The sequence below is a fragment of the Pseudomonas sp. FW305-3-2-15-C-LB1 genome, from assembly GCF_058787615.1.
On record NZ_JBYSZX010000021.1, the window covers coordinates 1 to 26223 of the forward strand.

At 59.7% G+C, this 26223-nt stretch carries 24 protein-coding genes; 10 read left to right on the forward strand and 14 right to left on the reverse strand.

The features are described 5' to 3' along the window. Positions 1-83: 83 nt before the first annotated feature. The 9 genes from msrQ to mrcB form a co-directional block, all read right to left on the reverse strand. On the reverse strand, positions 84-704 hold the full coding sequence (msrQ, locus tag AC3WP7_RS26910; RefSeq protein ID WP_102592726.1) for a protein-methionine-sulfoxide reductase heme-binding subunit MsrQ: 621 nt from the start codon (positions 702-704) through the stop codon (positions 84-86). Further along, positions 704-1717 carry a protein-methionine-sulfoxide reductase catalytic subunit MsrP gene (msrP, locus tag AC3WP7_RS26915; RefSeq protein WP_102592725.1) on the reverse strand — a complete coding sequence of 338 codons (1014 nt, stop codon included), beginning with the start codon at positions 1715-1717 and terminating at the stop codon, positions 704-706. Before msrP ends, msrQ begins: the two co-directional genes overlap by 1 nt. Positions 1718-1780: 63 nt before the next feature. Continuing rightward, the gene (gene pssA / locus AC3WP7_RS26920) at positions 1781-2638 is read right to left on the reverse strand and encodes a CDP-diacylglycerol--serine O-phosphatidyltransferase (RefSeq protein ID WP_058427621.1); all 858 of its coding nucleotides are present in this window, start codon (positions 2636-2638) and stop codon (positions 1781-1783) included. A gap of 145 nt (positions 2639-2783) precedes the next feature. Continuing rightward, entirely contained in the window at positions 2784-3800 is a 1017-nt protein-coding gene (ilvC, locus tag AC3WP7_RS26925) for a ketol-acid reductoisomerase (protein ID WP_003176099.1), read from the reverse strand. A 47-nt stretch (positions 3801-3847) separates the two neighbouring features. Next, complete coding sequence (gene ilvN / locus AC3WP7_RS26930) at positions 3848-4339, reverse strand: acetolactate synthase small subunit (RefSeq protein ID WP_003176102.1); 492 nt, start codon at positions 4337-4339, stop codon at positions 3848-3850. A 2-nt stretch (positions 4340-4341) separates the two neighbouring features. Then, positions 4342-6066 carry an acetolactate synthase 3 large subunit gene (locus tag AC3WP7_RS26935; protein WP_071490031.1) on the reverse strand — a complete coding sequence of 575 codons (1725 nt, stop codon included), beginning with the start codon at positions 6064-6066 and terminating at the stop codon, positions 4342-4344. A gap of 431 nt (positions 6067-6497) precedes the next feature. Continuing rightward, positions 6498-6827, reverse strand: coding sequence for a YqcC family protein (locus AC3WP7_RS26940; RefSeq protein WP_071490023.1), 330 nt, complete (start codon positions 6825-6827; stop codon positions 6498-6500). Then, entirely contained in the window at positions 6827-7561 is a 735-nt protein-coding gene (locus AC3WP7_RS26945) for a tetratricopeptide repeat protein (RefSeq protein ID WP_102592724.1), read from the reverse strand. Before AC3WP7_RS26945 ends, AC3WP7_RS26940 begins: the two co-directional genes overlap by 1 nt. Positions 7562-7577: 16 nt before the next feature. Further along, positions 7578-9902 (reverse strand): penicillin-binding protein 1B, encoded by a 2325-nt coding sequence (gene mrcB / locus AC3WP7_RS26950; protein WP_071490021.1) that lies wholly within the window; start codon positions 9900-9902, stop codon positions 7578-7580. A 118-nt stretch (positions 9903-10020) separates the two neighbouring features. Between mrcB and AC3WP7_RS26955 the strand changes: the two genes are divergently transcribed. The 3 genes from AC3WP7_RS26955 (at position 10021) to AC3WP7_RS26965 (ending at position 12480) form a co-directional block, all read left to right on the forward strand. Beyond that, complete coding sequence (locus AC3WP7_RS26955) at positions 10021-11577, forward strand: bifunctional aminoglycoside phosphotransferase/ATP-binding protein (RefSeq protein WP_102592723.1); 1557 nt, start codon at positions 10021-10023, stop codon at positions 11575-11577. A 93-nt stretch (positions 11578-11670) separates the two neighbouring features. After that, positions 11671-12015: a pentapeptide repeat-containing protein gene (locus AC3WP7_RS26960; RefSeq protein WP_071490019.1), complete on the forward strand. Its 345-nt coding sequence runs from the start codon at positions 11671-11673 to the stop codon at positions 12013-12015. Between the two features lie 192 nt (positions 12016-12207). Beyond that, positions 12208-12480: a TfoX/Sxy family protein gene (locus AC3WP7_RS26965; protein WP_092248424.1), complete on the forward strand. Its 273-nt coding sequence runs from the start codon at positions 12208-12210 to the stop codon at positions 12478-12480. Positions 12481-12724: 244 nt separating this feature from the next. Here the strand turns inward: AC3WP7_RS26965 and AC3WP7_RS26970 are convergent, their stop codons facing one another. The 3 genes from AC3WP7_RS26970 to AC3WP7_RS26980 are packed head-to-tail and all read right to left on the reverse strand — an operon-like array spanning position 12725 to position 15404. After that, positions 12725-13492, reverse strand: coding sequence for a heme ABC transporter ATP-binding protein (locus AC3WP7_RS26970; RefSeq protein WP_102592722.1), 768 nt, complete (start codon positions 13490-13492; stop codon positions 12725-12727). Next, positions 13492-14529, reverse strand: a complete 1038-nt coding sequence (locus AC3WP7_RS26975) for a FecCD family ABC transporter permease (protein WP_102592721.1) — start codon at positions 14527-14529, stop codon at positions 13492-13494. The genes AC3WP7_RS26970 and AC3WP7_RS26975 overlap by 1 nt, the downstream gene beginning before the upstream one ends. Further along, positions 14526-15404, reverse strand: coding sequence for a heme/hemin ABC transporter substrate-binding protein (locus AC3WP7_RS26980; protein WP_093125988.1), 879 nt, complete (start codon positions 15402-15404; stop codon positions 14526-14528). Before AC3WP7_RS26980 ends, AC3WP7_RS26975 begins: the two co-directional genes overlap by 4 nt. 155 nt (positions 15405-15559) lie before the next feature. Between AC3WP7_RS26980 and AC3WP7_RS26985 the strand changes: the two genes are divergently transcribed. Beyond that, the gene (locus AC3WP7_RS26985; protein WP_071490014.1) at positions 15560-15877 is read left to right on the forward strand and encodes a Rieske (2Fe-2S) protein; all 318 of its coding nucleotides are present in this window, start codon (positions 15560-15562) and stop codon (positions 15875-15877) included. On the opposite strand, the gene sfsA is transcribed toward AC3WP7_RS26985, so the two are convergent. Both sfsA and AC3WP7_RS26995 read right to left on the reverse strand, forming a co-directional pair. Then, positions 15874-16584, reverse strand: a complete 711-nt coding sequence (gene sfsA / locus AC3WP7_RS26990; RefSeq protein ID WP_102592720.1) for a DNA/RNA nuclease SfsA — start codon at positions 16582-16584, stop codon at positions 15874-15876. The genes AC3WP7_RS26985 and sfsA overlap by 4 nt on opposite strands. Beyond that, positions 16584-17756, reverse strand: a complete 1173-nt coding sequence (locus tag AC3WP7_RS26995; protein WP_093514394.1) for a pyridoxal phosphate-dependent aminotransferase — start codon at positions 17754-17756, stop codon at positions 16584-16586. Before AC3WP7_RS26995 ends, sfsA begins: the two co-directional genes overlap by 1 nt. A 319-nt stretch (positions 17757-18075) precedes the next feature. Between AC3WP7_RS26995 and dksA the strand changes: the two genes are divergently transcribed. The 6 genes from dksA (at position 18076) to AC3WP7_RS27025 (ending at position 26223) form a co-directional block, all read left to right on the forward strand. Continuing rightward, positions 18076-18519, forward strand: a complete 444-nt coding sequence (gene dksA, locus AC3WP7_RS27000) for an RNA polymerase-binding protein DksA (RefSeq protein ID WP_058427634.1) — start codon at positions 18076-18078, stop codon at positions 18517-18519. A gap of 83 nt (positions 18520-18602) precedes the next feature. Next, complete coding sequence (gluQRS, locus tag AC3WP7_RS27005; protein ID WP_102592719.1) at positions 18603-19490, forward strand: tRNA glutamyl-Q(34) synthetase GluQRS; 888 nt, start codon at positions 18603-18605, stop codon at positions 19488-19490. 62 nt (positions 19491-19552) lie between these two features. Beyond that, a complete protein-coding gene (locus AC3WP7_RS27010; protein WP_003176118.1) occupies positions 19553-19729 on the forward strand; it encodes a hypothetical protein in 177 nt (58 codons plus the stop codon). Next, complete coding sequence (locus AC3WP7_RS27015; RefSeq protein WP_162276390.1) at positions 19713-22667, forward strand: sensor histidine kinase; 2955 nt, start codon at positions 19713-19715, stop codon at positions 22665-22667. The genes AC3WP7_RS27010 and AC3WP7_RS27015 overlap by 17 nt, the downstream gene beginning before the upstream one ends. Before the next feature lie 22 nt (positions 22668-22689). Continuing rightward, on the forward strand, positions 22690-24120 hold the full coding sequence (locus AC3WP7_RS27020; protein ID WP_092248406.1) for a sigma-54-dependent transcriptional regulator: 1431 nt from the start codon (positions 22690-22692) through the stop codon (positions 24118-24120). Between the two features lie 708 nt (positions 24121-24828). Continuing rightward, on the forward strand, positions 24829-26223 hold the full coding sequence (locus AC3WP7_RS27025; protein WP_102592718.1) for a polynucleotide adenylyltransferase PcnB: 1395 nt from the start codon (positions 24829-24831) through the stop codon (positions 26221-26223).

Consider the following 26223-nt stretch of genomic DNA (forward strand, 5'->3'; position numbering starts at 1 on the left):
TTGTTTACCAAGGAGTTTTCCGTTTCGACTGCGCCGGAAGTGGGGCGAATTATAGACTTCCAGAATCTGCCGTCAACCCTTAATTACGTTTTTGTTGCAGAAAGTGGTTTTTTCGCAATAAGCCGTGGGATTCGCCGCATTACGGGCGGTATCCGTAGCACCAACAGCAACGCACCTACAGAAGCATAGATAGCCCACTCTTTGAGGTCCGCTCGCACGATCCACAACATATGCAGCAAACCCAGCCCAAGAACTACGTACACCAAGCGATGCAGCTTCTTCCAACTCGCCCCCAACCGACGCTGACTGTAACGATTCGACGTCACCGCCAGAACCAACAGGGAAATAAACCCCAGCGCCCCGACAATAATGTAGGGCCGTTTGCGCAACTCCACCCCCAGCTGCGACCAATCCAGCCCAAGCACAAATACACAATAAGCCGCCAGATGCAGCACAACGTAGGCAAAGCACCACAACCCCAGTTGCCGACGCACCGCTATCCACCCCGCCCAACCGCTGAGCTTCTGCAGCGGTGTCATTGCCAGGGTAATCAGTAACAGAATCAACGTGCCGAGCCCCAGCCGATCCACCAATACCTTGCCCGGATCCGGCCCGAGAGCAGAACTCCACGCTTCATAGAGCCAGAAGAGCGGCCAAATCGCCGCTGCGATAAAGACGCCAACACGCCAGATCGGGTAACGCATCAGTAGTTCTTCCGCAGATCGAGACCGGTATAAAGAGAAGCCACCTCATCCGAGTACCCATTGAACATCTGAGTCTCACGTACATTAGGGCTGAACAGCCCACTCGGCAGACGACGCTCCCGCGCCTGAGTCCAACGTGGATGATCGACCGTAGGGTTCACGTTCGCGTAGAAGCCATACTCGTCAGCAGCAATGCTCTGCCACGTGGTTTTCGGCTGCTCACTCACGAGACTGATCCGTACAATCGACTTCACACTCTTGAAGCCGTACTTCCAAGGCACCACCAGGCGCAGCGGCGCACCATTCTGATTGGGCAACTCACGCCCATACATACCCACCGCCAGGATCGCCAGAGGATTCATCGCCTCATCCAGACGCAAGCCCTCCACATAAGGCCAATCGATCAAGCCAAAACTCGAACGCTGCCCCGGCATACTTTTGGGATCCTGGAGGGTTTCAAAACGGATGTATTTGGCCTTCGAGGTCGGCTCAACTTGCTTGAGCAGCGCCGAGATGGGAAAACCGATCCATGGAATAACCATCGACCAGGCCTCTACACAGCGCAGACGGTAGATCCGCTCTTCCAACTGATAGGGCTTCATGAAGTCTTCCAGGGCATAACGGCCTGGCTTGGCAACCTCACCATCAATGACAACGCTCCACGGCTCGGTCTTGAGTGAACCGGCATTCGTGGCCGGGTCCCCCTTACCTGTACCGAACTCATAGAAGTTGTTGTAGTGCGTAGCGTCTTTGAAAGGCGTGATCGCCTCGTCCTTCACCGTGATGGCCTGCCATTTTGTGCCTGGCAGTTTCTCGGTAAACCAGCCAGGCGCCTTGCCCGCTTCAACATCGGCATAACGCGAGGCCTCGTCAGCACTGGCCCAACGCGGCAAGCTACTGGCTGCAATACCGGCAAGCGCACCACCGAGCAAGCTACGGCGAGATAAATAGAAGGATTCAGGCGTGACATCCGACTCGTGGCAATCGGACGCTTTGGGTAATTTGATTAACATGGCAACTCCGCAGCATTGGAGGACTGATGCACCAATAGACTGCGGAGTATGGGGGAAATTACATTAAGGCAATGTTTTGTCGCGGCGCAGATGCAGCAGGTATTGAACCGGCCCCGAAGCGGCGTACACCAGGAACGCCAGCAACAGGATGCGCGGTGGATCACTGAACACCACGGCAAATACCAGCACTACCGCCAGAATTGCCACGAAAGGTACACGCCCCTTCAAGTCCAGTTCCTTGAAGCTGTTGTACTTGATGTTGCTGACCATCAGCATGCCGGCAGCGGCCACCATCAAGGCCACCAGGAACGACATTTTCGAACCCTGGATGCCGTAATCACTGAAGGCCCAGACGATACCTGCCACCACACCCGCAGCAGCAGGGCTGGCCAGACCGATGAAGTAACGCTTGTCGGCGGTCCCAACCTGGGTGTTGAAGCGCGCCAGGCGCAGGGCAGCACCGGCGACATAGATGAAGGCAACCATCCAGCCCACCTTACCCATATCACCCAACGCCCAGGCGAACGCCAGCAACGCGGGGGCGACGCCAAACGCAACCATGTCCGAGAGCGAGTCGTACTCGGCACCGAAGGCGCTTTGTGTGTTGGTCATGCGCGCCACACGGCCATCAAGGCCGTCGAGCACCATGGCCACGAAGATTGCGATGGCAGCAAAACCGAAATACTTGCTGGCACTCGCCGCATCACCCGCCGCCAGAGCACTCTGCGCGCTCATGGAATTGATGATGGAATAGAACCCGGCAAACAGGTTCGCCGTGGTGAACAGGTTGGGCAGAAGATAGATGCCACGATGCCGGACCTTGCGACCTTCCGCGTCATGCCCTTCTTCGACATGTTCATCGATCGGCAGCAGGCTTTCGGCGTCAGGAGCCTGGCTTGGCTCTTCGGGACGTTCGCTCATGGACTTTACCTTGCAACGGTGTGAAAAAAGTTCGACAGATACTTGCGGCGAGTGTTCGCCCGCAAACGATGCAGCTTTATACCAGAACCCGCCGCCCAAACGAAAAAACGCGGCCTAGGCCGCGTTTTCCCCTGATACGTACGACTTAGTTCTTGGCTTTGTCGACGATCTTGTTGGCACCGATCCACGGCATCATGGAGCGCAGTTGCTCGCCGATGACTTCGATACCGTGAGCGGCGTTATTACGACGCTTGGCGGTCATCGAAGGGTAGCCGGTAGCACCTTCGCTGATGAACATTTTGGCGTATTCGCCGTCCTGAATACGTTTCAGGGCGTTGCGCATGGCCTGACGGGACTCGGCGTTGATCACTTCCGGGCCAGTCACGTACTCGCCGTATTCGGCGTTGTTGGAGATCGAGTAGTTCATGTTGGCGATACCGCCTTCGTACATGAGGTCAACGATCAGCTTCAGTTCATGCAGGCATTCGAAGTAGGCCATTTCCGGCGCGTAGCCAGCTTCAACCAGGGTTTCGAAACCGGCTTTTACCAACTCGACGGTACCGCCGCACAGTACGGCTTGTTCGCCGAACAGGTCGGTTTCAGTCTCGTCCTTGAAGGTGGTTTCGATGATGCCGGTACGACCGCCACCCACGCCAGCGGCGTAGGACAGTGCCACGTTCTTGGCGTTGCCCGATGCGTCCTGGTAGATCGCGATCAGGTCAGGAATACCGCCGCCCTTGACGAACTCGGAACGTACAGTGTGACCCGGCGCTTTTGGCGCGATCATGATCACGTCCAGGTCGGCGCGTGGCACGACCTGGTTGTAGTGGATCGCGAAGCCGTGGGAGAAGGCCAGGGTGGCGCCCTTCTTGATGTTCGGCTCGATTTCGTTCTTGTACAGCGCGGACTGGAACTCGTCCGGGGTCAGGATCATGACCAGGTCGGCAGCAGCAACAGCGGAAGCGACGTCAGTCACTTTCAGGCCGTGGGCTTCAGCCTTGGCAACAGTGGCCGAGCCTTTGCGCAGGCCAACGGTCACGTCAACGCCGGAATCTTTCAGGTTGCACGCTTGAGCGTGGCCCTGGGAACCGTAGCCGATGATGGCGACTTTCTTGCCCTGGATGATCGACAGGTCACAATCTTTATCGTAATAAACTTTCATGAGGTTCCTCTATATATCCAGGCCGTAAGGCCATTCGCTAATTTGGGTTAGATGCTGAGTACTTTGTCGCCACGGGCAATCCCGGTGACACCACTGCGTACCGTTTCCAGAATCGAGGCCGTCCCGATCGACTGGATGAAGCTGTCCAGCTTGTCGCTTGTACCGGTCAGTTGAACGGTATAAACGCTGGCGCTCACATCGACGATCTGCCCGCGATAGATGTCGGTCGTGCGCTTGATCTCGGCACGTTGGGCACCCGTAGCCTTGACTTTAACCAGCATCAGCTCGCGCTCGATGTGGGCACTCTCCGACAGGTCGACCAGCTTGACCACTTCGATCAGCTTGTTGAGGTTCTTGGTAATCTGCTCGATCACCTCATCGTGGCCCACAGTGGTCAACGTCAGACGCGACAGGGTCGGGTCTTCGGTCGGAGCCACGGTCAGGCTTTCGATGTTGTAGTTACGCTGCGAAAACAGGCCGACAACACGAGACAGAGCGCCGGGTTCGTTCTCCAGAAGCAGGGAGATAATGTGCCGCATGATTAAGTACGCTCCGTCTTGTTCAGCCACATGTCGCGCATAGAGCCGTCCTTGATCTGCATCGGGTAGACGTGCTCGCTGGTATCCACCTGAATATCGATGAATACCAGGCGGTCCTTCATGGCGAACGCCTCTTCCATCTTCGGCTTCAGATCTTTCAAATCAGTGATGCGAATGCCGACGTGACCGTAGGCTTCAACCAATTTTACGAAATCCGGCAACGACTCCATGTAGGAATGGGAGTGACGGCTGTTGTAGCTCATGTCCTGCCATTGACGAACCATGCCCAGCACGCCGTTGTTCAGGCAGACGATCTTCACGGGAAGGCCGTACTGCAGGCACGTCGACAGTTCCTGGATATTCATCTGGATGCTGCCTTCACCGGTGACGCACGCGACGTCGGTGTCTGGGAAGCTCAGTTTCACGCCCATGGCCGCAGGAAAACCAAAGCCCATCGTGCCCAGGCCACCGGAGTTGATCCAGCGGTTAGGCTTGTCGAACTTGTAGTACTGCGCGGCGAACATCTGGTGCTGGCCCACGTCGGAGGTCACAAAGGCGTCGCCCTTGGTCACTTCGCACAGGGTCTCGATCACGGTTTGTGGCTTGATGATGCTGCCGTCACCCTTGTCGTAAGGGAACAGGCCGCGATCACCGCGCCATTCGTCGATCTGCTTCCACCAGCTGGCAACGGATTCCTTGTTCGGCGCCTCGCCGATGTCCTTGAGCGCGGCAACCATTTCGGTCAACACGCTTTCAACAGGACCTACGATCGGCACGTCGGCCTTGATGGTCTTGGAGATGGACGCCGGGTCGATGTCGATATGGATGATCTTGGCATTCGGGCAGAACTTGCTCGCACCGTTGATCACACGGTCATCGAACCGCGCACCCACGGCCAGGATCACGTCGGCATGGTGCATGGTCAGGTTGGCGGTGTAGCTGCCGTGCATGCCGAGCATCCCGACGAACTGACGGTCCGTACCCGGGAAGGCGCCGAGGCCCATCAGGGTGTTGGTGACCGGCAGGTTGAGCAGCTTGGCCAGTTCGGTCAGCTGTGCAGAACCGCCGCCCAGGATCACACCCCCCCCCGAGTACAACACTGGGCGCTTGGCCGCCAACAGCATTTCTGCCGCCTTGCGGATTTGCCCCGAGTGCCCGCGGACCGCCGGGCTGTAGGAGCGCAGCTTGGCTTTCTTCGGGAAGATGTATTCGAATTTTTCGGCCGGGTTGGTCATGTCCTTGGGGATATCGACCACCACAGGACCCGGACGACCGGACTGTGCGAGGTAGAAGGCCTTTTTCATGACTTCCGGGATTTCCGAAGGATGCTTGATCATGAAGCTGTGTTTCACGATCGGCCGGGAGATACCGATCATGTCGGTTTCCTGGAATGCATCGGTCCCCACCATGGTGCTGGGCACCTGGCCGGAAATGACCACCATCGGGATAGAGTCCATATACGCAGTCGCGATGCCGGTGATGGCATTGGTTGCGCCAGGGCCGGACGTTACCAGTACCACGCCGGCTTTACCGGTGGCACGGGCATAACCGTCAGCCATATGGGTCGCGGCCTGTTCGTGGCGAACCAGGATGTGGGTAACAGCCGGTTCCTTGAACAGTGCGTCGTAAACATGCAGCAGAGCACCACCTGGGTACCCGTAGATATAGTCGACGCCTTCGTCACGCAAAAAGCGGACGAGCATCTCACCGCCAGATAAAAGCTCCACGTTGTTCACCTCTAAAACGCCAGAATACCGTCCGTTGAAAACCGACGGGTCTTAATAGGTTTACTTCTCAACAGAGCATGAGCGACGGTGGTCGCCGACTACGTCAGCACTGACTGAGCAAGTATTGGGATCGTCCCAAGTGTTGCGGGCTTTTCCCACCCAGCGCGAGGTAACGCGTTGCGGGTGTAACAGGTCGGCGCGGATGTGCACCTCATGATCTGCTGAGCGGGCCTGCTTCTGGCAGTCCCGATACAGCGGACTTTGGATTCTTCTGTTTCAGGCCCTTCAAGTCAAGCAATAATTGCGCTTTTTTCCAACTAAGCGCATGAGAACGTAGAAGAAAGGGCTTTGAGGAGGGATAAAACTCGCCTGAATGTCGTCAAGCGGTAGAAATATGCGCAAGACTGCCGAAAAAGCCGGCAGTCAGGCAATTAACGAGCGTCGACGATCAGTTGATCGAACTTTTTCAGCGCATTGCGTAAGCCAAGGCTTTCCAGCGGGCGATCGGCGTAGACCATCTCGGCCATTTCCAGAATGCCCGACGCATTGGGCAGCGGCAGGTCCTGTTCGAGGATCTGCTTCATGCGTACCAGGAATATCCATTGCAGCCACTGGTGAAAGTCCAGAGTGTCCACCGAAAAGGGTTCGACACTGCTGAGCGCCTCGACGCTGGGGGACACCTCGTCCCACCAGCCCTGGACACGCAACTCTCGCTCGATCAGCAATAACTGTTCGGCAATCGCGGGAAACCGTGCATCCATCAGAGACTGACCTTGGCTTTCTGGCGCGCCTGGGCGGCACCGGCGGCGTCGCCTTGTGCGGCGCGCGCGTCACCAATCAAGGCCCACAGGCTGGCTTGCAGGTCGGGACGACCATTGGCCAAGGTCAGGCCACGACGCGCGAATTGCTCGGCCTGCGGCGCATCGCCCTGGGCCATGCGCACCTGGGCCAGGCGATACAGCACTTGCGGTTCACGCGGCGCAACGCGCTGGGCGCGCTCGAGACTCGACGACGCACCATTCAGGTCGCCACTCGCCTGCTGCTGCTGTGCAGTGGTCAGCAAGGCCAGTACCGGGCCATCCAATTGCTCGTCAGCCGACAGGCCGCCGGCGCTGGAGGACGATGGAATGCCGCTCGGGGTGGATGGCATGTTGTAGGTGCCCTGGTTGATCGGGGCCGTCTGAATCGGGGTCGAGTCAATCGGACCGGAGGTGCTTGGCCCCGGGGTCCACGGCTCGGCGCTGATCGGCGCCGACGTCGCTGCGCCACCACCCGGCACCATCACCACCACACCTGAATCCTGCGGCACAGCTTGCGGCTTGGCCTGGGCGGGACGGTTGGTCACGGTCTGGCGGAACCCGCCGTTGGCCGAGATCCGGTCGTTATTGGACACGGTCGTGCTCGAGTCCACCACGGGAATGGAGCCGCGCTGCACGCTGGCGCAACCATTGAGCAAAGCCAGAGCTGTAATAGCTGGAATCCACCACTTGTTCACTTGAAACCCTCTTTGCTTAATTCATCCAGCCCTTGACCCAATCCATCACCGATTCCGCGTCAGCAGGGGCACTGCCACCGCATGCGGCGCCGGGTGGCGGTTCGCTGCCGCGAATATACGGCATCTGCACCGCGCCCGGACAGTTGGCATCGGACCCCTGCCCGGTGTGCGGATCGATCCAGGCCTGCACGATGTTGTCCGGCTGCGGCATGTTCAACGGCAGCGGGTCGGCCTTGCGCATGAAACTGGTCCAGACCTGCAGCGCACCGGTGGCACCGGTGAACGGTGTCTTGCCGTTGTCGTCACGCCCCATCCAAACCACCGCCAGCACATCCTGGCCAAAACCCGCAAACCAACTGTCGCGCGAATCGTTACTGGTCCCGGTCTTACCCGCCAGTGTCAGGTTGGACGGCAGCACCTTATAGACCGAACTACCAGTACCCTCACGCATCACACGCTGCATGGCGTTCTGGATCAAGTAGATGGAGCCCGCATCGAAACGCTGCTGGATCTGGAACGGATAACGCTTGAGCGGCTCGCCTTCAGCCGTCAGCACGCTTCGGATCCCGCGCATCGGCGTATTGAAACCACCGTTGGCCAGGGTCTGGTACATCGTCGCGACTTCCATTGGGGTCATTGCGCCGGCACCCAGCAGGATCGATGGAAATGCCGGGAACTCACGCGTAATGCCCAGGCGCGCGAGGGTCTTCAGGACATTCGGTACGCCCACTTCGAGGCCGAGACGCGAAGTGGAGATGTTGTAGGAGTGCGCCAACCCTTGGTACAGGAACACTGTCCCATGAGAACGGCGATCGAAGTTCTGTGGCGTCCACACCTGCCCGTCAGCGCCTTTTACTGACAGCGGGTCGTCAGACAGCCAACTGGTCAGGGTGTACTTGCTCGGTTTTTCCAGGGCCGTGAGGTAGACCGCCGGCTTGACCAACGAACCAATAGGTCGCACGGCATCCAGGGCGCGGTTGAAACCGGCGAAGCTGGCCAGGCGGCTGCCGACCAGGGCCTGGACCTCACCGGTTTCCGGGTTGGTCACGACCATGGCCGCTTCGACTTCATCCGCGCCTTTGCGGCCGGTCATTCGCTTGAACGTGTCATTGACCGACGCTTCGGCTTTCATCTGCAGGATCGGATCGAAACTGGTGAAGATCCGCAGGCCTTCTTCGGTCAAGTCTTCGTCACGGTAGTCTTCACGCAACTGGCGCTTGACCAGGTCGATAAAGCCCGGAAAGGAGCTGTCTGCCAACTTGCCGCGGGTGGTGACACCCAGTGGCATTTTCTTCGCGGCGGCAACTTGTTCGGCGGTGGCAACACCTTGCTGCTCTAGAACATCCAGCACCAGGTTGCGACGCTCCAGCGCACGCTCGGGGTTGCGACGCGGGTTGTAGTAGGAAGGCCCCTTGACCATGCCCACCAGCAACGCAACCTGGTGCAGCTTCAGTTCGGACAGCGGCTGGCCAAAGAAGAATTGGCTGGCCAGACCGAAACCATGCACCGCGCGCTGACCGTCCTGGCCGACGAATACTTCGTTGAGGTACGCCTCGAGGATTTCCTGCTTGCTGTAATGCAACTCCAACAGCATCGCCATCATGGCTTCGGTGAGCTTGCGGGTCAGGCTGCGTTCGTTGGTCAGGTAGAAGTTCTTGACCAATTGTTGCGTCAGCGTACTGCCGCCCTGGGTCATCTTGCCGCCGGACGTATTCACCCAGACTGCGCGGGCGATCGACTTCGGCGAGACCCCCCAGTGATGGTAAAAATCACGGTCTTCAACGGCTACCAGGGTTTCCAGCAGGTAAGGCGGCACCTGATCAAGTTTGATCAGGATGCGATCTTCAAGGTTCTTCGGGTAAATGCCGCCGATCATCAGCGGCTCCAGGCGAACCACAGGCAGCTTCGAGCCATTGAGGGACGACAACTCGGCGACGTAATCGCCGGAGAAACGCACACGCACCGGCTGGGCTTTTTCCAGGCCTTCATAGAATTGGAAGCCACGGGTGTTCAGGTCGACGGTATTTCCGCTGACAGCCGCTGCACCCGGACCGTTGCTCACGGGCTCACGACGATAGCCCAAGGCGTCGAGTTCGGTCAGGAAGTCATCCTTGCTCAGCTTCTGGCCTGCGAACAATTCCAGCGGGCGCGCGTACACCTTGGCCGGAATGGTCCAGCGCTTGCCGGAGAACTTCTCCTGCACCACAGCGTCGAGGTAGACCGCAAAGCCGGCAAGCACCACAAGGCCTACCAGGCCAAGCTTGAGCGCCCAGCCAAGCCAGGGGCGCAGACCACGGGAAGGAGGTTTTTTACGGGAACGGGGAGATCGGGTTCGAGTCATGGCGGCGGATTATACGCACTTTATTGATGATCAACATGAGCCGGACAGCGGTTTGCACAAGCGGTCGCAGCAGCCATAATGCCCGCCATGTTTTTCCCCAGACTCTGAAGGATCGCCCGTGAGCCAGTCCCTGATCGCTGCCCTGCAAAATCCGGCTTTATATCCCCATCCGGTTGAAGCGTTCCAAGTCATCGAGACCCATATTTCCTGGGTCGTACTGACCGGTCCTTACGCCTATAAGCTGAAAAAGCCGATGAACTTCGGATTTCTGGATTTTACCGGCCTGGAAAAGCGCGGCCACTTCTGTAACGAGGAGTTGCGCCTCAATCAGCGCCTGACCGAGGATCTGTATCTTGAAGTGTTGCCGATCACCGGCACAGCCGAAGCCCCGCAGTTGGATGGCGATGGCCCGGTGATCGAATACGCACTGAAAATGCGCCAGTTTCCGCAGAGCCAACTGCTCAGCACCCTGCAAGCCAACGGCGAATTGACCAGCGCACACATCGATGAGATGGCCAAGCAGATCGCGCACTTCCACCTCTGCGCACCGAAAGTGCCGCAGGAACACCCGGCCGGCACGCCGGATGAGGTAATGGCGCCGGTTCGCCAGAACTTCGACCAGATCCGTCCATTCCTCAGCGACAAGACTGACCTGACCCAGCTGGAAGCCCTGCAGGCCTGGGCCGAAAGCAGCTTCGAGCGTCTCAAGCCACTGTTTTCCCAGCGCAAGCTGGACGGCTTCACCCGCGAATGCCACGGTGATATTCACCTGGGTAATGCAACGTTGATCGACGGCCACGTGGTGATCTTCGATTGCATCGAATTCAACGAGCCCTTCCGTTTCACCGATGTGTACGCCGATACCGGCTTCCTGGCCATGGACCTGGAAGACCGTGGACTCAAGTCCCTGGCACGCCGCTTCATCAGCCAGTATCTGGAATTGACCGGTGACTATCAGGGCCTGGAAGTGCTGAACTTCTACAAAGCCTATCGCGCCCTGGTCCGCGCCAAGATCGCGCTGTTCAGCATGCCGAGCGAAGCCAGCCCGGTGCAGCGCGCCACGACTCTGCGCCAATACCGCAACTATGCCAACCTGGCGGAAAGCTACAGCACCATTCCATCGCGCTTCCTGGCCATTACCCACGGCGTTTCGGCTGTCGGTAAAAGCCATGTGGCCATGCGCCTGGTGGAGGCACTGGGTGCCGTGCGCCTGCGATCGGACGTGGAGCGCAAGCGCCTGTTTGGCGAGCAGCACGTGGAAAACACACCACAGGCCGGTATCTATGCGGCCGACGCCAGTGCTGCGACCTACGCACGCCTGAATGAAATCGCCGATACCGTGCTGCGCGCCGGCTACCCGGTCGTGCTGGATGCGACCTTCCTGAAACGTGAACAACGCGATGCGGCCGCCACTGTTGCCGAAGCCACGGGTGCGCCTTTCCTGATTCTGGATTGCAACGCCCCACAAGCAGTTATCGCCAGTTGGCTGGCGCAACGTCAGGAGGACAACAACGACCCTTCCGACGCGACACTGACTGTTATCAAAGAACAGCAAGCCAATCGCGAGCCACTCACCGCCGAGGAGTTGCTCCTCAGCAAGCGCGTCGAGACCAATGAAAGCGGGACCCTCGATGCACTGGTGGCGCATATCCGCCAGCGCCTGCCGGGCCTGTAAGAAAAATTTCTTGGTCGTGTCGCCTACTTGGGCCACGCGACCAAGCAATAGTGGCACTATAATGGCGCCATAAATCCAACGGGAGTTGCCGTCATGAGTCAGCCCAAGCTTCTTGATACGCCGCTTTACTCGCTCCTGCATAAAGACGATGTGCGAGGCTTCAACCGGGAACGTCCAAAAGACGGTGCCATCGACATGCGCGGTGGCGACTTCCGTGGGCTGGATCTGCGCGAACTGAACACGGCAGGCGTGGACTTTACCGACGCCTATTTCCGATCTGCCGATTTACGCGGGCTGGACCTGCGCGACTGCCCGCTGGAGGGCGCCAGCCTGGCCCACGCGCAGATTTCCGGCACATACTTCCCGCCCGAACTGAGCGCTGACGAGATTCTCATGTCGGTCAATTTCGGCACACGCCTGCGCTATCGCACTCGCTGAAACCCTCTGCTTCCGCCCCGGTTTCGCGCAGGCGTGCCGGGGACTTCCCACCTGCCTGACCTGGTCATGCTTATACGTCTTTAGGCCGTTTCCGACTAAAGAACTACGCTTTTCCTACTGAGCGCTACACTTCTGTTCAGGCTTGCCTGGTCACATACCCACCGCACCATTCGGCCGTCGCAAGGAGGCTTGATGAACGATGAGCTGCAACACCTGAAAAACCTTGGCAAGACATCAGCACAGTGGCTGCATGCGGTGGGCATCCACAGCGCGTCCGACTTGCGTCGCCTGGGTGCGGTTGATGCCTACCGGGCCGTGCGAACGCGCGGGTTTCGTGCATCGAAAGTGCTGCTGTATGCCATCGAAGGGGCATTGATGGACGTGCACTGGAATGACATTCCTGCCGAGCGCAAGGAAGCGCTGAACCGTCAACTCGACGCTCTTTCAACGCGCCAAAAGAATTAGATCGACTATCAGGCCCCCCTGTTTATAGACATTCCGAACGGGCGTTTGAGAAAACCCAAGACACCGAAAAAACAAAGGTTGACTCTCAAATGAGAATCGTTATGATTATCACAACTGGTCGCGAGATCAGCCGATAACTGAAAGACCATTGGTTCGGACTCTCAGATTATCTCCTCATCAGGCTAATCACGGTTATTTGACCCGGCTTTTGCCGGGTCTTTTTTTGCCTGTGGAAAAGTCGAACTCAGCGCGCAATGATCAGAGGATGCCCACGCTCGGGATGAGCCTGCACAAGCACATCCAGACCAAAAACAGCTTTCAGGGGCTCAGGCTGCATCACTTGCGCCGGCGTATCCAAGGCATGCGGACGCCCCGCCTCCAGCAACAGAATACGGTCACAGTAACGGGCTGCGAGGTTCAAGTCATGAAGGATCACCAGCACCGCCGCCCCACGATCGGCGAAGGTACGAATGGCCTGCAAGGTCGTGTGTTGATGCAAAGGATCCAGCATTGACGTCGGCTCATCCAATAACAACGTCTGCCCCGCTTCACCTGGCCATAATTGTGCAAGCACGCGCGCCAGGTGCACCCGCTGGCGCTCGCCACCGGACAACGCCAGGTAGCTGCGACCGTTCAAGTGCCCGACGTCAGCCGCCTGCAAGGCCGCCTCGATGATCTCGTCATCGCGCACGCGCCCGGTCTGATGAGGCAAGCGGCCCATGCCGACAACCTCTTCGACACGGAAAGCGAAGTCCAACGTCGAGCTTTGCGGCAATACCGCCAGGCGCTGTGATCGTTGTGCCCCACTCCACGCCTGCAAAGGACGTTGATCCAGGCACACTGTGCCTAGGTCGGGATGCAACTCGCCGCACAACGCACCGAGCAGCGTACTTTTGCCTGCACCATTGGGCCCCAACACGCCGAGCACTTCACCCGGCAACAGGTCGAGTGTGATATCCGCCAATACGGTTTTGCGCCCGCGACGGATGTGCAGGTCTTCCACACGAAGCATCAGGCACGCCCCCGCAACAACAGGAAAAGAAAGAACGGCGCACCGATAAACGCTGTAACGATACCGATCGGCAACTCAGCCGGTGCCAAGGCAAGCCGTGCGACCAGATCGGCAAACAACAAAAGGCTCGCACCCGCGAAGACCGATGCCGGTAACAGCACACGATGATCCGGCCCCGCCAACAAGCGCACCAGATGCGGCACCACCAGCCCCACGAAACCGATCATGCCCGCTGCGGCAACCGCCGCCCCCACGCCCAGCGCCGTGCACAACACCAATTCGCGCTTGAGCCGTTCCACATCGATGCCGAGATGACTGGCCTCCGACTCACCGAGCAACAGGGCATTCAACGCCTTGGCCCGGCGCGGCAACCACAGCGCCACACCCGCGCTCACGAGCAACAGCGGCCATAACCGCGAATAGCTGGCGCCGTTGAGACTGCCCAGGTTCCAAAATGTCAGGGTGCGCAAGGTGGCGTCGTCGGCCAGGTAGGTGAACAGGCCCACCGCCGAACCGGCGAGAGCCGTAAGGGCAATGCCCGCGAGCAGCATCGTCGCGACGTTGGTCTGGCCGTTGCGCCGCCCCAAGCGATATACCAGTGCCGTCACACCCAGCCCTCCCAGGAATGCGCAAAGTGACAACAGGTAAGGTCCAACTGCATCCGGCAAACCACCGAAAAACGAACCGCCGACAATCGCCACCGCCGCCCCCAGCGCAGCACCGCTGGAGACCCCGACCAAACCCGGATCCGCCAGAGGATTGCGGAACAACCCCTGCATCGCCACCCCCGACAAGGCCAATACCCCGCCGACAGCCAAGCCCAGCAGCGTGCGTGGCAAACGGATCTGCCCCAGGATCAGCTCAGCCTGCTCCAGCCCTTGGGGCTCAATCGGCAGCCCCATCAAGCGCAAGGCGGCTTTGAGCGTATCCAACAGAGGCAAGCTGACTGGCCCCAGCGCCAGCGAAAGCCAGGTCGCCAAGACACACAACAACGCCAACCCAACAAACAGCGTTTTCGGTTTTACCGGAGTGGTCATGGGGCTGGTTTGGCCTGGGACGGGTAAAACCCGGCAGACAGGTCCGCGAGGCTTTGCGGCATACGCGGCCCAAGTCCGCCGACCAACAGGGTGGGATCGACCTCAAACACTCGCCCGCTCTTGGCCGCCGGCGTGGACGCCAGGATCGGGTTTTCCTTGAACAGTGCCGCACGCGCTGCGTCTGCGGTCAAGGCACGGTCAGCAAACACCAGTACATCCGGGCTCAAGCCCGCCAACGACTCCACCGAAAACGGCTTGTAACCTTCATGGACCGCCAGATTGCGCCCGCCCGCCTGTTGCAACATCCAGTCGGCCGCCGTGTCTTTGCCCGCGATCAGCGGCTTGCCGCCTGCATGCCCGAGCAACAACAACACGCCTGGCGCCTTTTGCGTGGACTGGGCCTTGGTCACCCAGCGTTTCTGCTGATCCAGCGCCTGCTCATATCCGGTAAACAATTCGGTGGCCTTGGCCTCGCTGCCCAGCAACTTACCCAGGTGTTGAAGATTGCCTTTCAACGTTGGCAGGTCCGGCTGCGCCGAGAACATTTCCACTTGCACGCCTGCACTGCGAATCTGCGCCAGCACCGGCGGCGGCCCCATTTCTTCGGTGCCGACCAGCACCTGCGGGCGCAGACTTAAAATGCCTTCCGCCGACAATTGCCGCTGATAACCAATGCTCGGCAACGCCTTGAGGGACTCGGGATGCTGGCTGGTAGTGTCCACCCCGACCAGTTTCGACTCGCCGCCCAGGGCCGTCACCCATTCCGACAGCGCCCCACCGGCACTCACCCAGCGTTGTGGCAGTTCAGAGGCTTGCGCCCCGTGGTTGACCAGCAGTCCGACAACGAGCGCAATAGCGCTGGTACTCAGTCGCATAACAGGGTTTCCTTCCAAGGGCAGGGCCGCTCAAGCACTCATTGATGTGACAGCAAACGCCCGTCTGGCATCGTATTGAGCGCCCGGTCAGCTGACGGGCGAGCCGGCATTTGATAATTGTTTGCATTTGAACGTCAAGGCACTTAAGGAGTGAAATGAAGTTTCTCTGCCCCTCCACCGCACTCGCGCCCAACAGCAGCCTCGGTTTTGATATCGACGGGTGCAAGCTGCTGGCCGTGCGTCGCGACGGCGTTGCGTACTTCTACATCAACCGTTGCCCCCATCGTGGCATTCCACTGGAATGGCAACCCGACCAGTTTCTCGACGACAGCGCCAGCCTGATCCAGTGTGCGACCCACGGCGCCCTGTTCCTGATCGAGAATGGCGAATGCATCGCCGGCCCTTGCGCCGGGCAGAGCCTGACCGCCCTGCGCGGCTGCGAAGACGCTCAAGGCCTATGGGTGGAACTCTAGTCGAGCAGCACGTCCAGCTGCCGGTCTACACAGATTTCTTCGCAGGTCACACGCACGCCATACGCCAGCACTTGCACCCCTGCCGCCTTGGCTTCACGCAGGGCTGCGGCATAACCGGGGTCGATTTCCACCGCCGGTCGCACAGCCTCAATCCCCGAGAGATTGACGCAGTACAGCTGCACCGCGCGCACACCCTCCCGCGCCAGGTGCGCCAGCTCACGCAAATGCTTGGCGCCGCGCTGGGTCACCGCGTCGGGAAACGCCGCAACCGCAGAGCCGTCATAGCCCAGGGTCACACTTTTGACTTCGACATAGGCCGCGCCGTCGGGATAATCCAGGCGAAAGTCGATGCGGCTTTTCTCCTGGCCGTAAGGCACTTCGCGTTTCAACGCGGTAAAGCCATTGAGCTCAGTGATCCCCCCTGCATGCAGCGCCTCCTCGACCAATTGATTGGCCCGCGCCGTGTTCACACAGGCCAAGCGGCCCTGAGGCGTCTCGGCGATTTCCCAGGTGCCGGGCAATTTGCGCTTGGGGTCATTGGAGCGGCTGAACCAGACCTGCCCACCTTCCACCATGCAATTGAGCATTGAGCCCGTGTTGGGGCAGTGAATGGTCAGCAACTCGCCGGTAACGGTCTCGATATCGGTGAGAAAACGCTTGTAGCGGCGAATCAGTCGCGCTTCTTCAAGGGGAGGATTAAAGCGCATCAGCCTTGCCAGCTCCGCAGACCACGGGCGATCCGCTCCACCGCTTCTTGTAGCCGATCGAGGTTCTGCGTGTAGGCAAAACGCACATGATGACCGGCCTGGTAGCGGCCAAAGTCCAAGCCAGGCGTAAAAGCCACATGCTCGGTTTCGAGAAAATGGCGGCAAAATGCGAAGGCATCACCGCCAAATGCGCTGATATCGGCGTACAAATAGAACGCCCCCTCCGGCTCAACGGCGATGCCAAACCCCAGCTCGCGCAGGGCGGGCAACAGGAAATCGCGACGGCGACCGAATTCGGCACGGCGCTCTTCGAGAATGCTCAGGGTCTGTGGGGTGAAACACGCCAGCGCCGCGTGTTGGGCCATGCTGGGAGCACTGATGTAGAGGTTTTGCGCCAACTTCTCCAACTCGCCCACTGCCGCCGGGGGTGCAACCAGCCATCCCAGGCGCCAGCCGGTCATGCCGAAATACTTGGAAAAACTATTGAGGACGAAGGCGTCGTCGTCGACTTCCAGCACGCTGGCTGCGTCGGTGCCGTAAGTGAGGCCATGGTAGATCTCATCCACCACAAGGTGGCCGTTGCGCGCCTTGATGGCCGCAGAAAGCCCGGCCAATTCGCCACGGGTGAGGATCGTCCCCGTCGGGTTGGCTGGCGAGGCCACCAGCGCGCCCACACTGTCCTGATCCCAGTGCCTGGCCACCAGGTCGGCGGTCAACTGATAGCGCACCTCCGGGCCTACCGGCACGAGTTGCGCCGCGCCCTCTACCAGGCGCAGGAAGTGGCGATTGCAGGGGTAACCAGGGTCTGCGAGCAGCCAATGCTTGCCCGGGTCAACCAGCAGGCTGCTGGCCAGCAGCAACGCGCCGGACCCGCCAGGAGTGATCAGAATGCGCTCGGGATCCACGTTCAAGCCGTAACGCTGCTGATAAAAACCGCTGATGGCTTCGCGCAACTCTGGCAGGCCACGGGCTGCAGTGTAACGGGTCTTACCATTGGCCAATGCCGCCTGGCCGGCCTGGATGATCGGCTCGGCGGTGGTGAAATCCGGCTCGCCGATTTCCAGGTGGATCACATCATGGCCGGCGGCCTGCAGCTCATTGGCCCGCGCCAGCAATGCCATGACATGAAAAGGTTCGATGGCGCGACTGCGCGCACTGTAGGGCTGGGCCATTAGCCTTCCTTAACGGTGAGGACAAAATCTGGATTCTACCGAACCCGCGCCGTAAAACATGTTCTATTGCCTGCCCGGCGGCATGTGCAGTCCGGGCAAGCGCGTGCAAACCGACTAAAATCTACATTCGAGGCAACACATACCCAGCAATGGCGGGCAGTCGCAGTTTGCAACCCCTTTGCGGTGGGCCTCGACAACCGGGAGTGGCGCACCCCGAATCTATCTGGTAAGTTCGCCCGCTTGCAGCCGCAGGGCCGGCAGGTGTCGGTGACGTTGCAATCCTGCGCAATGGATTAGAAGAGTGAGAGGCGGTCTATTCATGTCCACCCAAGCAAAGCAACAGCAGACTCAAGGCCTCAACGGCTTCGAACCTTACGTAGAGACGAAAGGTGAGGAGTACATGGGCGAGCCCATGCGCGAGCACTTCACCAAGATCCTGAACAAGTGGAAACAGGACTTGATGCAGGAAGTCGACCGTACGGTTGACCATATGAAGGACGAAGCAGCCAACTTCCCTGACCCGGCCGACCGCGCGAGCCAGGAAGAAGAATTCGCCCTGGAACTGCGCGCCCGTGATCGCGAGCGCAAGTTGATCAAGAAGATCGACAAGACGCTGCAGCTGATCAAGGACGAAGAATACGGCTGGTGCGAATCCTGCGGTGTCGAGATTGGTATTCGTCGCCTGGAAGCCCGCCCAACCGCAGACCTCTGCGTAGACTGCAAGACCTTGGCCGAAATCAAGGAAAAACAGGTCGGCAAGTAATCCAGCCGAGCTGAACGAATGGGGCGTGCGAACGCCCCATTTTTGTTTCTGGGGTTTACCGAATTTCCAGTAGTATCCGGCCCATGACAGCCTCTACCTATATCGGGCGTTTTGCCCCAACGCCCAGCGGCCACTTGCATTTCGGCTCACTGGTCGCCGCCCTCGCCTCCTACCTCGACGCCCGCGCCAACCAAGGCCGCTGGCTGATGCGCATGGAAGACCTCGACCCGCCCCGCGAAGAGCCCGGCGCCCAGGCAGCGATCCTGCACGCACTGGAAAGCTACGGATTTGAATGGGACGGCGAACTGGTCCGACAAAGCGAACGGCACGAAGCCTATGCCAAAGTACTGAACGATATGTTCAACCACGGCCTCGCCTACGCCTGCACTTGCTCACGTAAACAACTGGAGGCCTACAACGGCATCTACCCGGGCCTGTGTCGCAATGCCGGCCACGATCAGCAAGATGCCGCCATCCGTTTGCGTGTTCCTGAGCTTGCTTACCACTTTACCGACCGCGTCCAGGGTGAATTCCGACAGCACCTGGGTCGCGATGTAGGCGATTTCGTCATCCGTCGCCGCGATGGCCTCTATGCTTATCAATTGGCAGTCGTCCTCGACGATGCGTGGCAAGGTGTTACCGATATCGTGCGCGGTGCAGACCTGCTCGACTCCACGCCGCGCCAGCTCTACCTGCAGGAACTGCTCGGCCTGCGCCAACCGCGCTACTTGCATGTGCCACTGATCGTCCAGCCGGACGGTAACAAATTGGGCAAATCCTATCGTTCCCCGCCGTTGACACCCGACCAGGCCACGCCTTTGCTATTAAGGGCCCTGCGCGCCCTCGGGCAGCAACCCGGTGACGAGCTGCTCCACGCCAGCCCACGGGAACTGCTGGATTGGGGCATCCAGCACTGGGACGCCACGCGGATACCGCACAGACTCACGCTGGCAGAAGCGCAATTGAGCTGAAGGCGCTTGCAGCTTGGCCGGCATCCGTTACCATCGCCGCAGTTTTTCAATCAGAGGCCAACATGTACATCTATCGATTGGTCCTGCTGCTGGTCGTCGGGATCTACCTGTTTTCCCCCGCCATCATGGATTGGTGGATCGACGCCACGGGCGCCTGGTATCGCCCTTATCTGCTGTGGCTGATCCTGATCGTCGTGACTTTCATCCTGCAGAGCCAAAAAGATGCCGATGAGCTTTAGCCTCACCCAGATGCTGCTGATCAGCGCCGCCTACCTGGCCGCGCTGTTCGGGGTGGCCTGGATCAGTGAGCGTGGAATGATTCCGCGGGCGATCATTCGCCATCCGCTGACCTACACCTTGTCCCTTGGCGTTTACGCCAGCGCCTGGGCGTTCTATGGCACCGTAGGCCTGGCCTATCAATACGGTTACGGTTTTCTTTCCAGCTACCTCGGGGTGTCCGGTGCGTTTCTGCTGGCACCGGTGCTGCTTTACCCGATCCTGAAGATCACCCGCACCTACCAACTGTCCTCCCTGGCCGACCTGTTCGCCTTCCGCTTTCGCAGCACCTGGGCCGGCGCGCTGACCACCATGTTCATGCTGATCGGCGTGCTGCCGTTGCTGGCCCTGCAAATCCAGGCGGTGGCGGACTCCATCAGCATCCTGACCCGCGAACCGGTGCAACATCGGGTGGCCCTGGCCTTCTGCGCGCTGATCACGCTGTTCACGATTTTCTTCGGCTCACGCCATATCGCCACCCGCGAGAAGCACGAGGGCCTGGTGTTCGCGATTGCCTTCGAGTCGGTGATCAAGCTGATCGCCATCGGCGGCGTTGGCCTGTACGCGCTCTACGGCGTGTTCGACGGCCCGCAACAGCTGGAACTGTGGCTGCTGCAGAACCAGACCGCCCTCGCCGCCCTGCATACGCCATTGCAGGAAGGCCCCTGGCGCACACTGCTGCTAGTGTTCTTCGCCTCGGCAATCGTGATGCCGCACATGTACCACATGACCTTTACCGAAAACCTCAACCCGCGCTCGCTGGTTAGCGCCAGCTGGGGTTTGCCGTTGTTCCTGCTGTTGATGAGCCTGGCGGTGCCGCTGATCCTGTGGGCCGGTCTGAAACTGGGGGCCACCACCAATCCTGAGTATTTCACCCTGGGCATCGGCATAGCCGCGAATAGCCCGGCCTTGGCGCTATTGGCGTACGTCGGGGGGCTATCGGCTGCCAGCGGGTTGATCATCGTGACCACCCTGGCCCTCTCGGGGATGGCACTCAACCACCTGGTGTTACCGCTGTACCAACCACCGGCCGAGGGCAATATCTACCGCTGGCTGAAATGGACACGGCGCGCGCTGATCGTCGCGATTATCATGGCCGGCTATGGTTTCTACCTGCTGCTGGGCGCGGGTCAAGACCTGGCCAACCTGGGGATCGTTGCATTTGTCGCCACCTTGCAGTTCCTGCCGGGCGTGCTGTCGGTACTGTATTGGCCGACCGCCAATCGCCGTGGCTTCATCGCCGGGCTGCTGGCGGGGATCCTGGTGTGGGTCGTGACCATGCTGCTGCCGCTGGTCGGCAACCTGCAGGGCTTCTACATCCCGTTGCTGAACATGATCTACGTGCTGGATGACACCAGTTGGCACATGGCCGCGATTGCGTCGCTGGCCGCCAACGTCTTGATGTTCACCCTGATCTCACTGTTTACAAACGCCAGCCCGGAAGAAACCAGCGCCGCCGAAGCCTGCGCGGTGGATAACGTACGCCGTCCGCAACGACGTGAGTTGCATGCCGCCTCACCCCAGGAATTCGCCACGCAACTGGCCAAGCCGTTGGGTGCCAAGGCGGCACAGAAGGAAGTCGAGCAGGCGCTGCGCGATCTCTACCTGCCGTTCGATGAGCGCCGCCCGTACGCCCTGCGCCGCCTGCGTGACCGTATCGAAGCCAACCTGTCCGGATTGATGGGGCCGAGCGTGTCCCAGGACATGGTGGAAACCTTCCTGCCCTACAAGGCCGGCGGCGAAAACTACGTGACCGAAGACATCCATTTCATCGAAAGCCGGCTGGAGGACTACCACTCCCGCCTCACAGGCCTGGCCGCCGAACTCGATGCCCTGCGTCGCTACCACCGCCAGACCCTGCAGGAACTCCCGATGGGCGTCTGCTCCCTGGCCAAGGATCAAGAGATCCTGATGTGGAACAAGGCCATGGAAGAACTCACCGGTATCGCGGCGCAACGCGTAGTCGGCTCACGCCTGAATACACTGGGCGAGCCGTGGAAAGAACTGTTGCAAGGTTTCATCAATCTGCCCGACGAACACCTGCACAAGCAGCACCTGGCCCTCGACGGCCAGACCCGCTGGCTCAACCTGCACAAAGCCGCCATCGACGAACCCCTGGCCCCCGGTAACAGTGGTCTGGTGCTGCTGGTGGAAGACCTGACCGAAACCCAGATGCTCGAAGACAAGCTGGTGCACTCCGAGCGCCTGGCCAGTATCGGTCGGTTGGCGGCGGGCGTGGCCCATGAAATCGGCAATCCGATCACCGGTATTGCCTGCCTGGCGCAGAACCTGCGGGAAGAGCGTGAAGACGACGGCGAAATCACCGAAATCAGCGGGCAGATCCTCGAACAGACCAAGCGTGTTTCGCGCATCGTGCAGTCGCTGATGAGCTTTGCCCACGCCGGCGCCCACCAGAACCACGACGAAGCCGTGTGCCTGGCCGAGGTGGCACAGGACGCCATTGGGCTGCTGGCCTTGAACCGGCGCAATTTCGAAGTACAGTTCTTCAATTTATGCGACCCCGACCATTGGGTCGACGGCGACTCCCAACGCCTCGCCCAGGTGCTGATCAACCTGCTGTCCAACGCCCGTGACGCCACCCCGGCCGGCGGTGCGGTGCGCGTCAAGACCGAGGCTTTCGAACATACGGTCGATCTGATCGTCGAAGATGAAGGCAGCGGTATTCCACAGAACATCATGGACCGATTGTTCGAACCCTTCTTCACCACCAAGGACCCAGGTGAAGGTACCGGTCTGGGCCTTGCACTGGTCTATTCCATCGTTGAAGAGCATTATGGACAAATCACCATCGACAGCCCGGCTGACACCGAAAGCCAACGCGGCACCCGTATTCGGGTGACCTTGCCGCGTCATGTCGAAGCGACGTCCGCTGTGAACTGAGACCGTCGAGAGAATTGAATCAATGCCGCACATTTTGATCGTCGAAGACGAAACCATTATCCGCTCTGCCTTGCGTCGCCTGCTTGAACGAAATCAGTACCAGGTCAGCGAAGCCGGCTCGGTGCAGGAAGCCCAGGAGCGGTTCAGCATTCCCACGTTCGACCTGATTGTCAGCGACCTGCGCCTGCCTGGCGCGCCTGGTACCGAGTTGATCAAACTGGGCCAGGGCACTCCGGTGCTGATCATGACCAGCTACGCCAGCCTGCGGTCGGCGGTGGACTCCATGAAGATGGGCGCGGTGGATTACATCGCCAAGCCATTCGACCATGACGAGATGCTCCAGGCGGTGGCCCGTATCCTGCGCGACCGCCAGTCGGCCAGCAGCGCGCCGGCCGAGCAACGACCGGCGAGCAAAACCAATGACAAGCCAGGCGTCGACAACAGCAACGGCGAGATCGGCATCATCGGTTCCTGCCCACCCATGCAGGACCTGTACAGCAAGATCCGCAAAGTCGCGCCCACCGACTCCAATGTATTGATCCAGGGCGAGTCTGGCACCGGTAAAGAACTGGTGGCCCGCGCCCTGCACAACCTGTCCAAGCGTGCCAAGGCGCCGATGATCTCGGTGAACTGCGCGGCGATCCCTGAATCCCTGATCGAGTCCGAACTGTTCGGCCACGAAAAAGGCGCGTTTACCGGCGCCAGCGCCGGGCGTGCGGGCCTGGTGGAAGCGGCGGACGGCGGCACGCTGTTCCTCGACGAAATCGGCGAACTGCCTCTGGAAGCCCAGGCGCGGTTACTGCGCGTGTTGCAGGAAGGCGAGATTCGCCGTGTGGGCTCGGTGCAATCGCAGAAGGTCGATGTTCGACTGATCGCCGCGACCCACCGGGACCTGAAGAGCCTGGCCAAGATCGGCCAGTTCCGTGAAGACTTGTATTACCGCCTGCACGTGATCGCCCTCAAGTTGCCGGCCCTGCGTGAGCGTGGCGCCGACGTCAATGAGATCGCCAACGCGTTCCTGCTGCGCCAGAGCGCGCGCATCAACCGTACCGACCTGAAGTTTGCCCCGGACGCCGAGCAGGCGATTCGGCATTACTCGTGGCCGGGTAACGTGCGGGAGCTGGAAAATGCGGTCGAGCGTGCGGTGATCCTGTCGGAGAGCCCGGAGATTTCCGCCGAGCTGCTGGGTATCGACATTGAGCTGAGCGATCTGGAGGACGACGACTTCATCGGCCTGGCCCCACAACAGGGCGGCGGTAGCAACACCAGCCACGAGCCGACGGAAGATCTGTCACTGGAAGATTACTTCCAGCATTTCGTCCTTGAGCACCAGGACCATATGACCGAGACCGAACTGGCGCGCAAGCTGGGCGTGAGCCGTAAATGCCTGTGGGAACGTCGCCAGCGCCTGGGCATTCCGCGGCGCAAGACCGGCGTGGCCAGCGAGAGTTGAGGGCGCGCCCCCACAGGTAACACCCGCAGATGTGAAAAAACTGTTACCGCGGATATTTCGCGTAACAAAAGCCGGGGCTTACGGTAACGAAGCCCCGGTTTTTTTTGGGCCGTCAAAAGCCCGATACCACCTCAACCCCCCGGTTTTGCTGGGCGGTGCAAAAGTTGGCACGCACCCTGCTATATGCTTAGTAAAAAAACAATAACAAGCTTTGTACAAGACAATAAAAATAAGACGAATCGACTCACGCATAACAAAAACAACACGGCGGAGGCGCAGCTAACTGATTCTTTTGGAGAGGCGTTGCATTTGGGGCTTGCCCCGCAACCAGGCCGAGAACAACAAAAACTGCCCTAAGGCAGAGCCTGAACTGGTTGGATCGTAGATCAGCAACACAGCGACCAAAGCAATCCGTTTGCTCTTGACTCCCGATTGGGAGTGTCATGAAGGTGAAGCTTCATGGCGAGGGCGATCAACAAAAACAAGAAGCCCGCAATCCATAATAAAAATAGAGCACGCAACTACTTCTGGGGGAGCTTCGGCTCCCCTTGTAGTTTCCGCCATTTGACCACCCAGCAACCTCTTGAAGCTTTTGGCTTGGGGCTTGCAGCTTGTTCCTACACCATCCCCTGACTAAATGCTAGAATCCCCGCCCATCATGCGGTCATTCTTCGTTATGGCCGAACATTCCTTCAAACAGTGCATCCCATGCTGAAGAAGTTGTTCCAGTCATTCCGTTCGCCCTTGCGTCGTACGCAACACAAACCCAGCACGCCTGAAGTGCTCAACAGCAGCCAGCATTCGCTGCAACGCGCTCAATTCAGCCGTTATGCCGTGAATATCGTCGAACGTTTGCAGAACGCCGGCTACCAGGCTTATCTGGTGGGCGGTTGTGTACGCGACATGCTGCTCAATATCACGCCCAAGGACTTCGACGTCGCCACCAGCGCCACGCCTGAGCAAGTGCGTGCCGAATTTCGCAATGCGCGGATCATCGGCCGGCGTTTCAAGCTGGTGCATATCCACTTCGGTCGCGAAATCATCGAAGTTGCGACGTTTCGCGCCGGCCACCCGCAAAACGATGAAGAGGAAGACACCAATCAGTCCTCCCGCAACGAAAGCGGGCGCATCCTGCGTGACAACGTCTACGGTACCCTCGAGGAAGACGCGCAGCGCCGCGACTTCACCATCAATGCCTTGTATTACGATCCGGTCAGCGAGCGCATTCTCGATTACGCCAATGGCGTACACGATATCCGCAACAACCTGATCCGCCTGATCGGTGACCCGGTCCAGCGCTACCAGGAAGACCCGGTGCGCATGCTGCGTGCGGTGCGTTTTGCCGCCAAGCTCAACTTCGGCATCGAGAAACACACCGCCGCGCCGATTCGCGAACTGGCACCGATGCTGCGGGAGATCCCTTCGGCGCGCCTGTTCGAAGAAGTATTGAAGCTGTTCCTCTCGGGCTATGCCGCCGACACCTTCGAAATGCTCGTCGACCTGCAGTTGTTCGACCCACTGTTCCCGGCCAGCGCCGAGGCGCTGGAATACAACCCGACGTACACCCACACCCTGATCAGCGAAGCACTGATCAACACCGACCTGCGCATCAAGCAGAACAAACCGGTCACCCCGGCGTTCCTGTTTGCCGCCCTGTTGTGGCCGGCCCTGCCCAAGCGCGTGCTGCGCCTGCAGGAGCGTGGCATGCCGCCGATCCCGGCCATGCAGGAAGCCGCCCATGAGCTGATCGCCGAGCAGTGCCAGCGCATCGCCATTCCCAAACGGTTCACCATACCGATCCGTGAGATCTGGGACATGCAGGAGCGCCTGCCACGCCGCAGTGGCAAACGTGCCGACCTGTTGCTGGACAACCCGCGTTTCCGCGCCGGCTACGACTTCCTGTTGTTGCGTGAAAGCGCCGGCGAGCAGACCGACGGCCTGGGCGAATGGTGGACCGACTACCAGGACGCCAATGACAGCGAACGCCGCGACATGATCCGTGACCTCGGCAGCAAAGGCGATGGCGAAGGCGCCGGGCCGAAGAAGCGTCGCCGTAGCAGCAGCAAGCGCAAGCGCAGCGCGGCCGACGCCTCGGGCGAATAA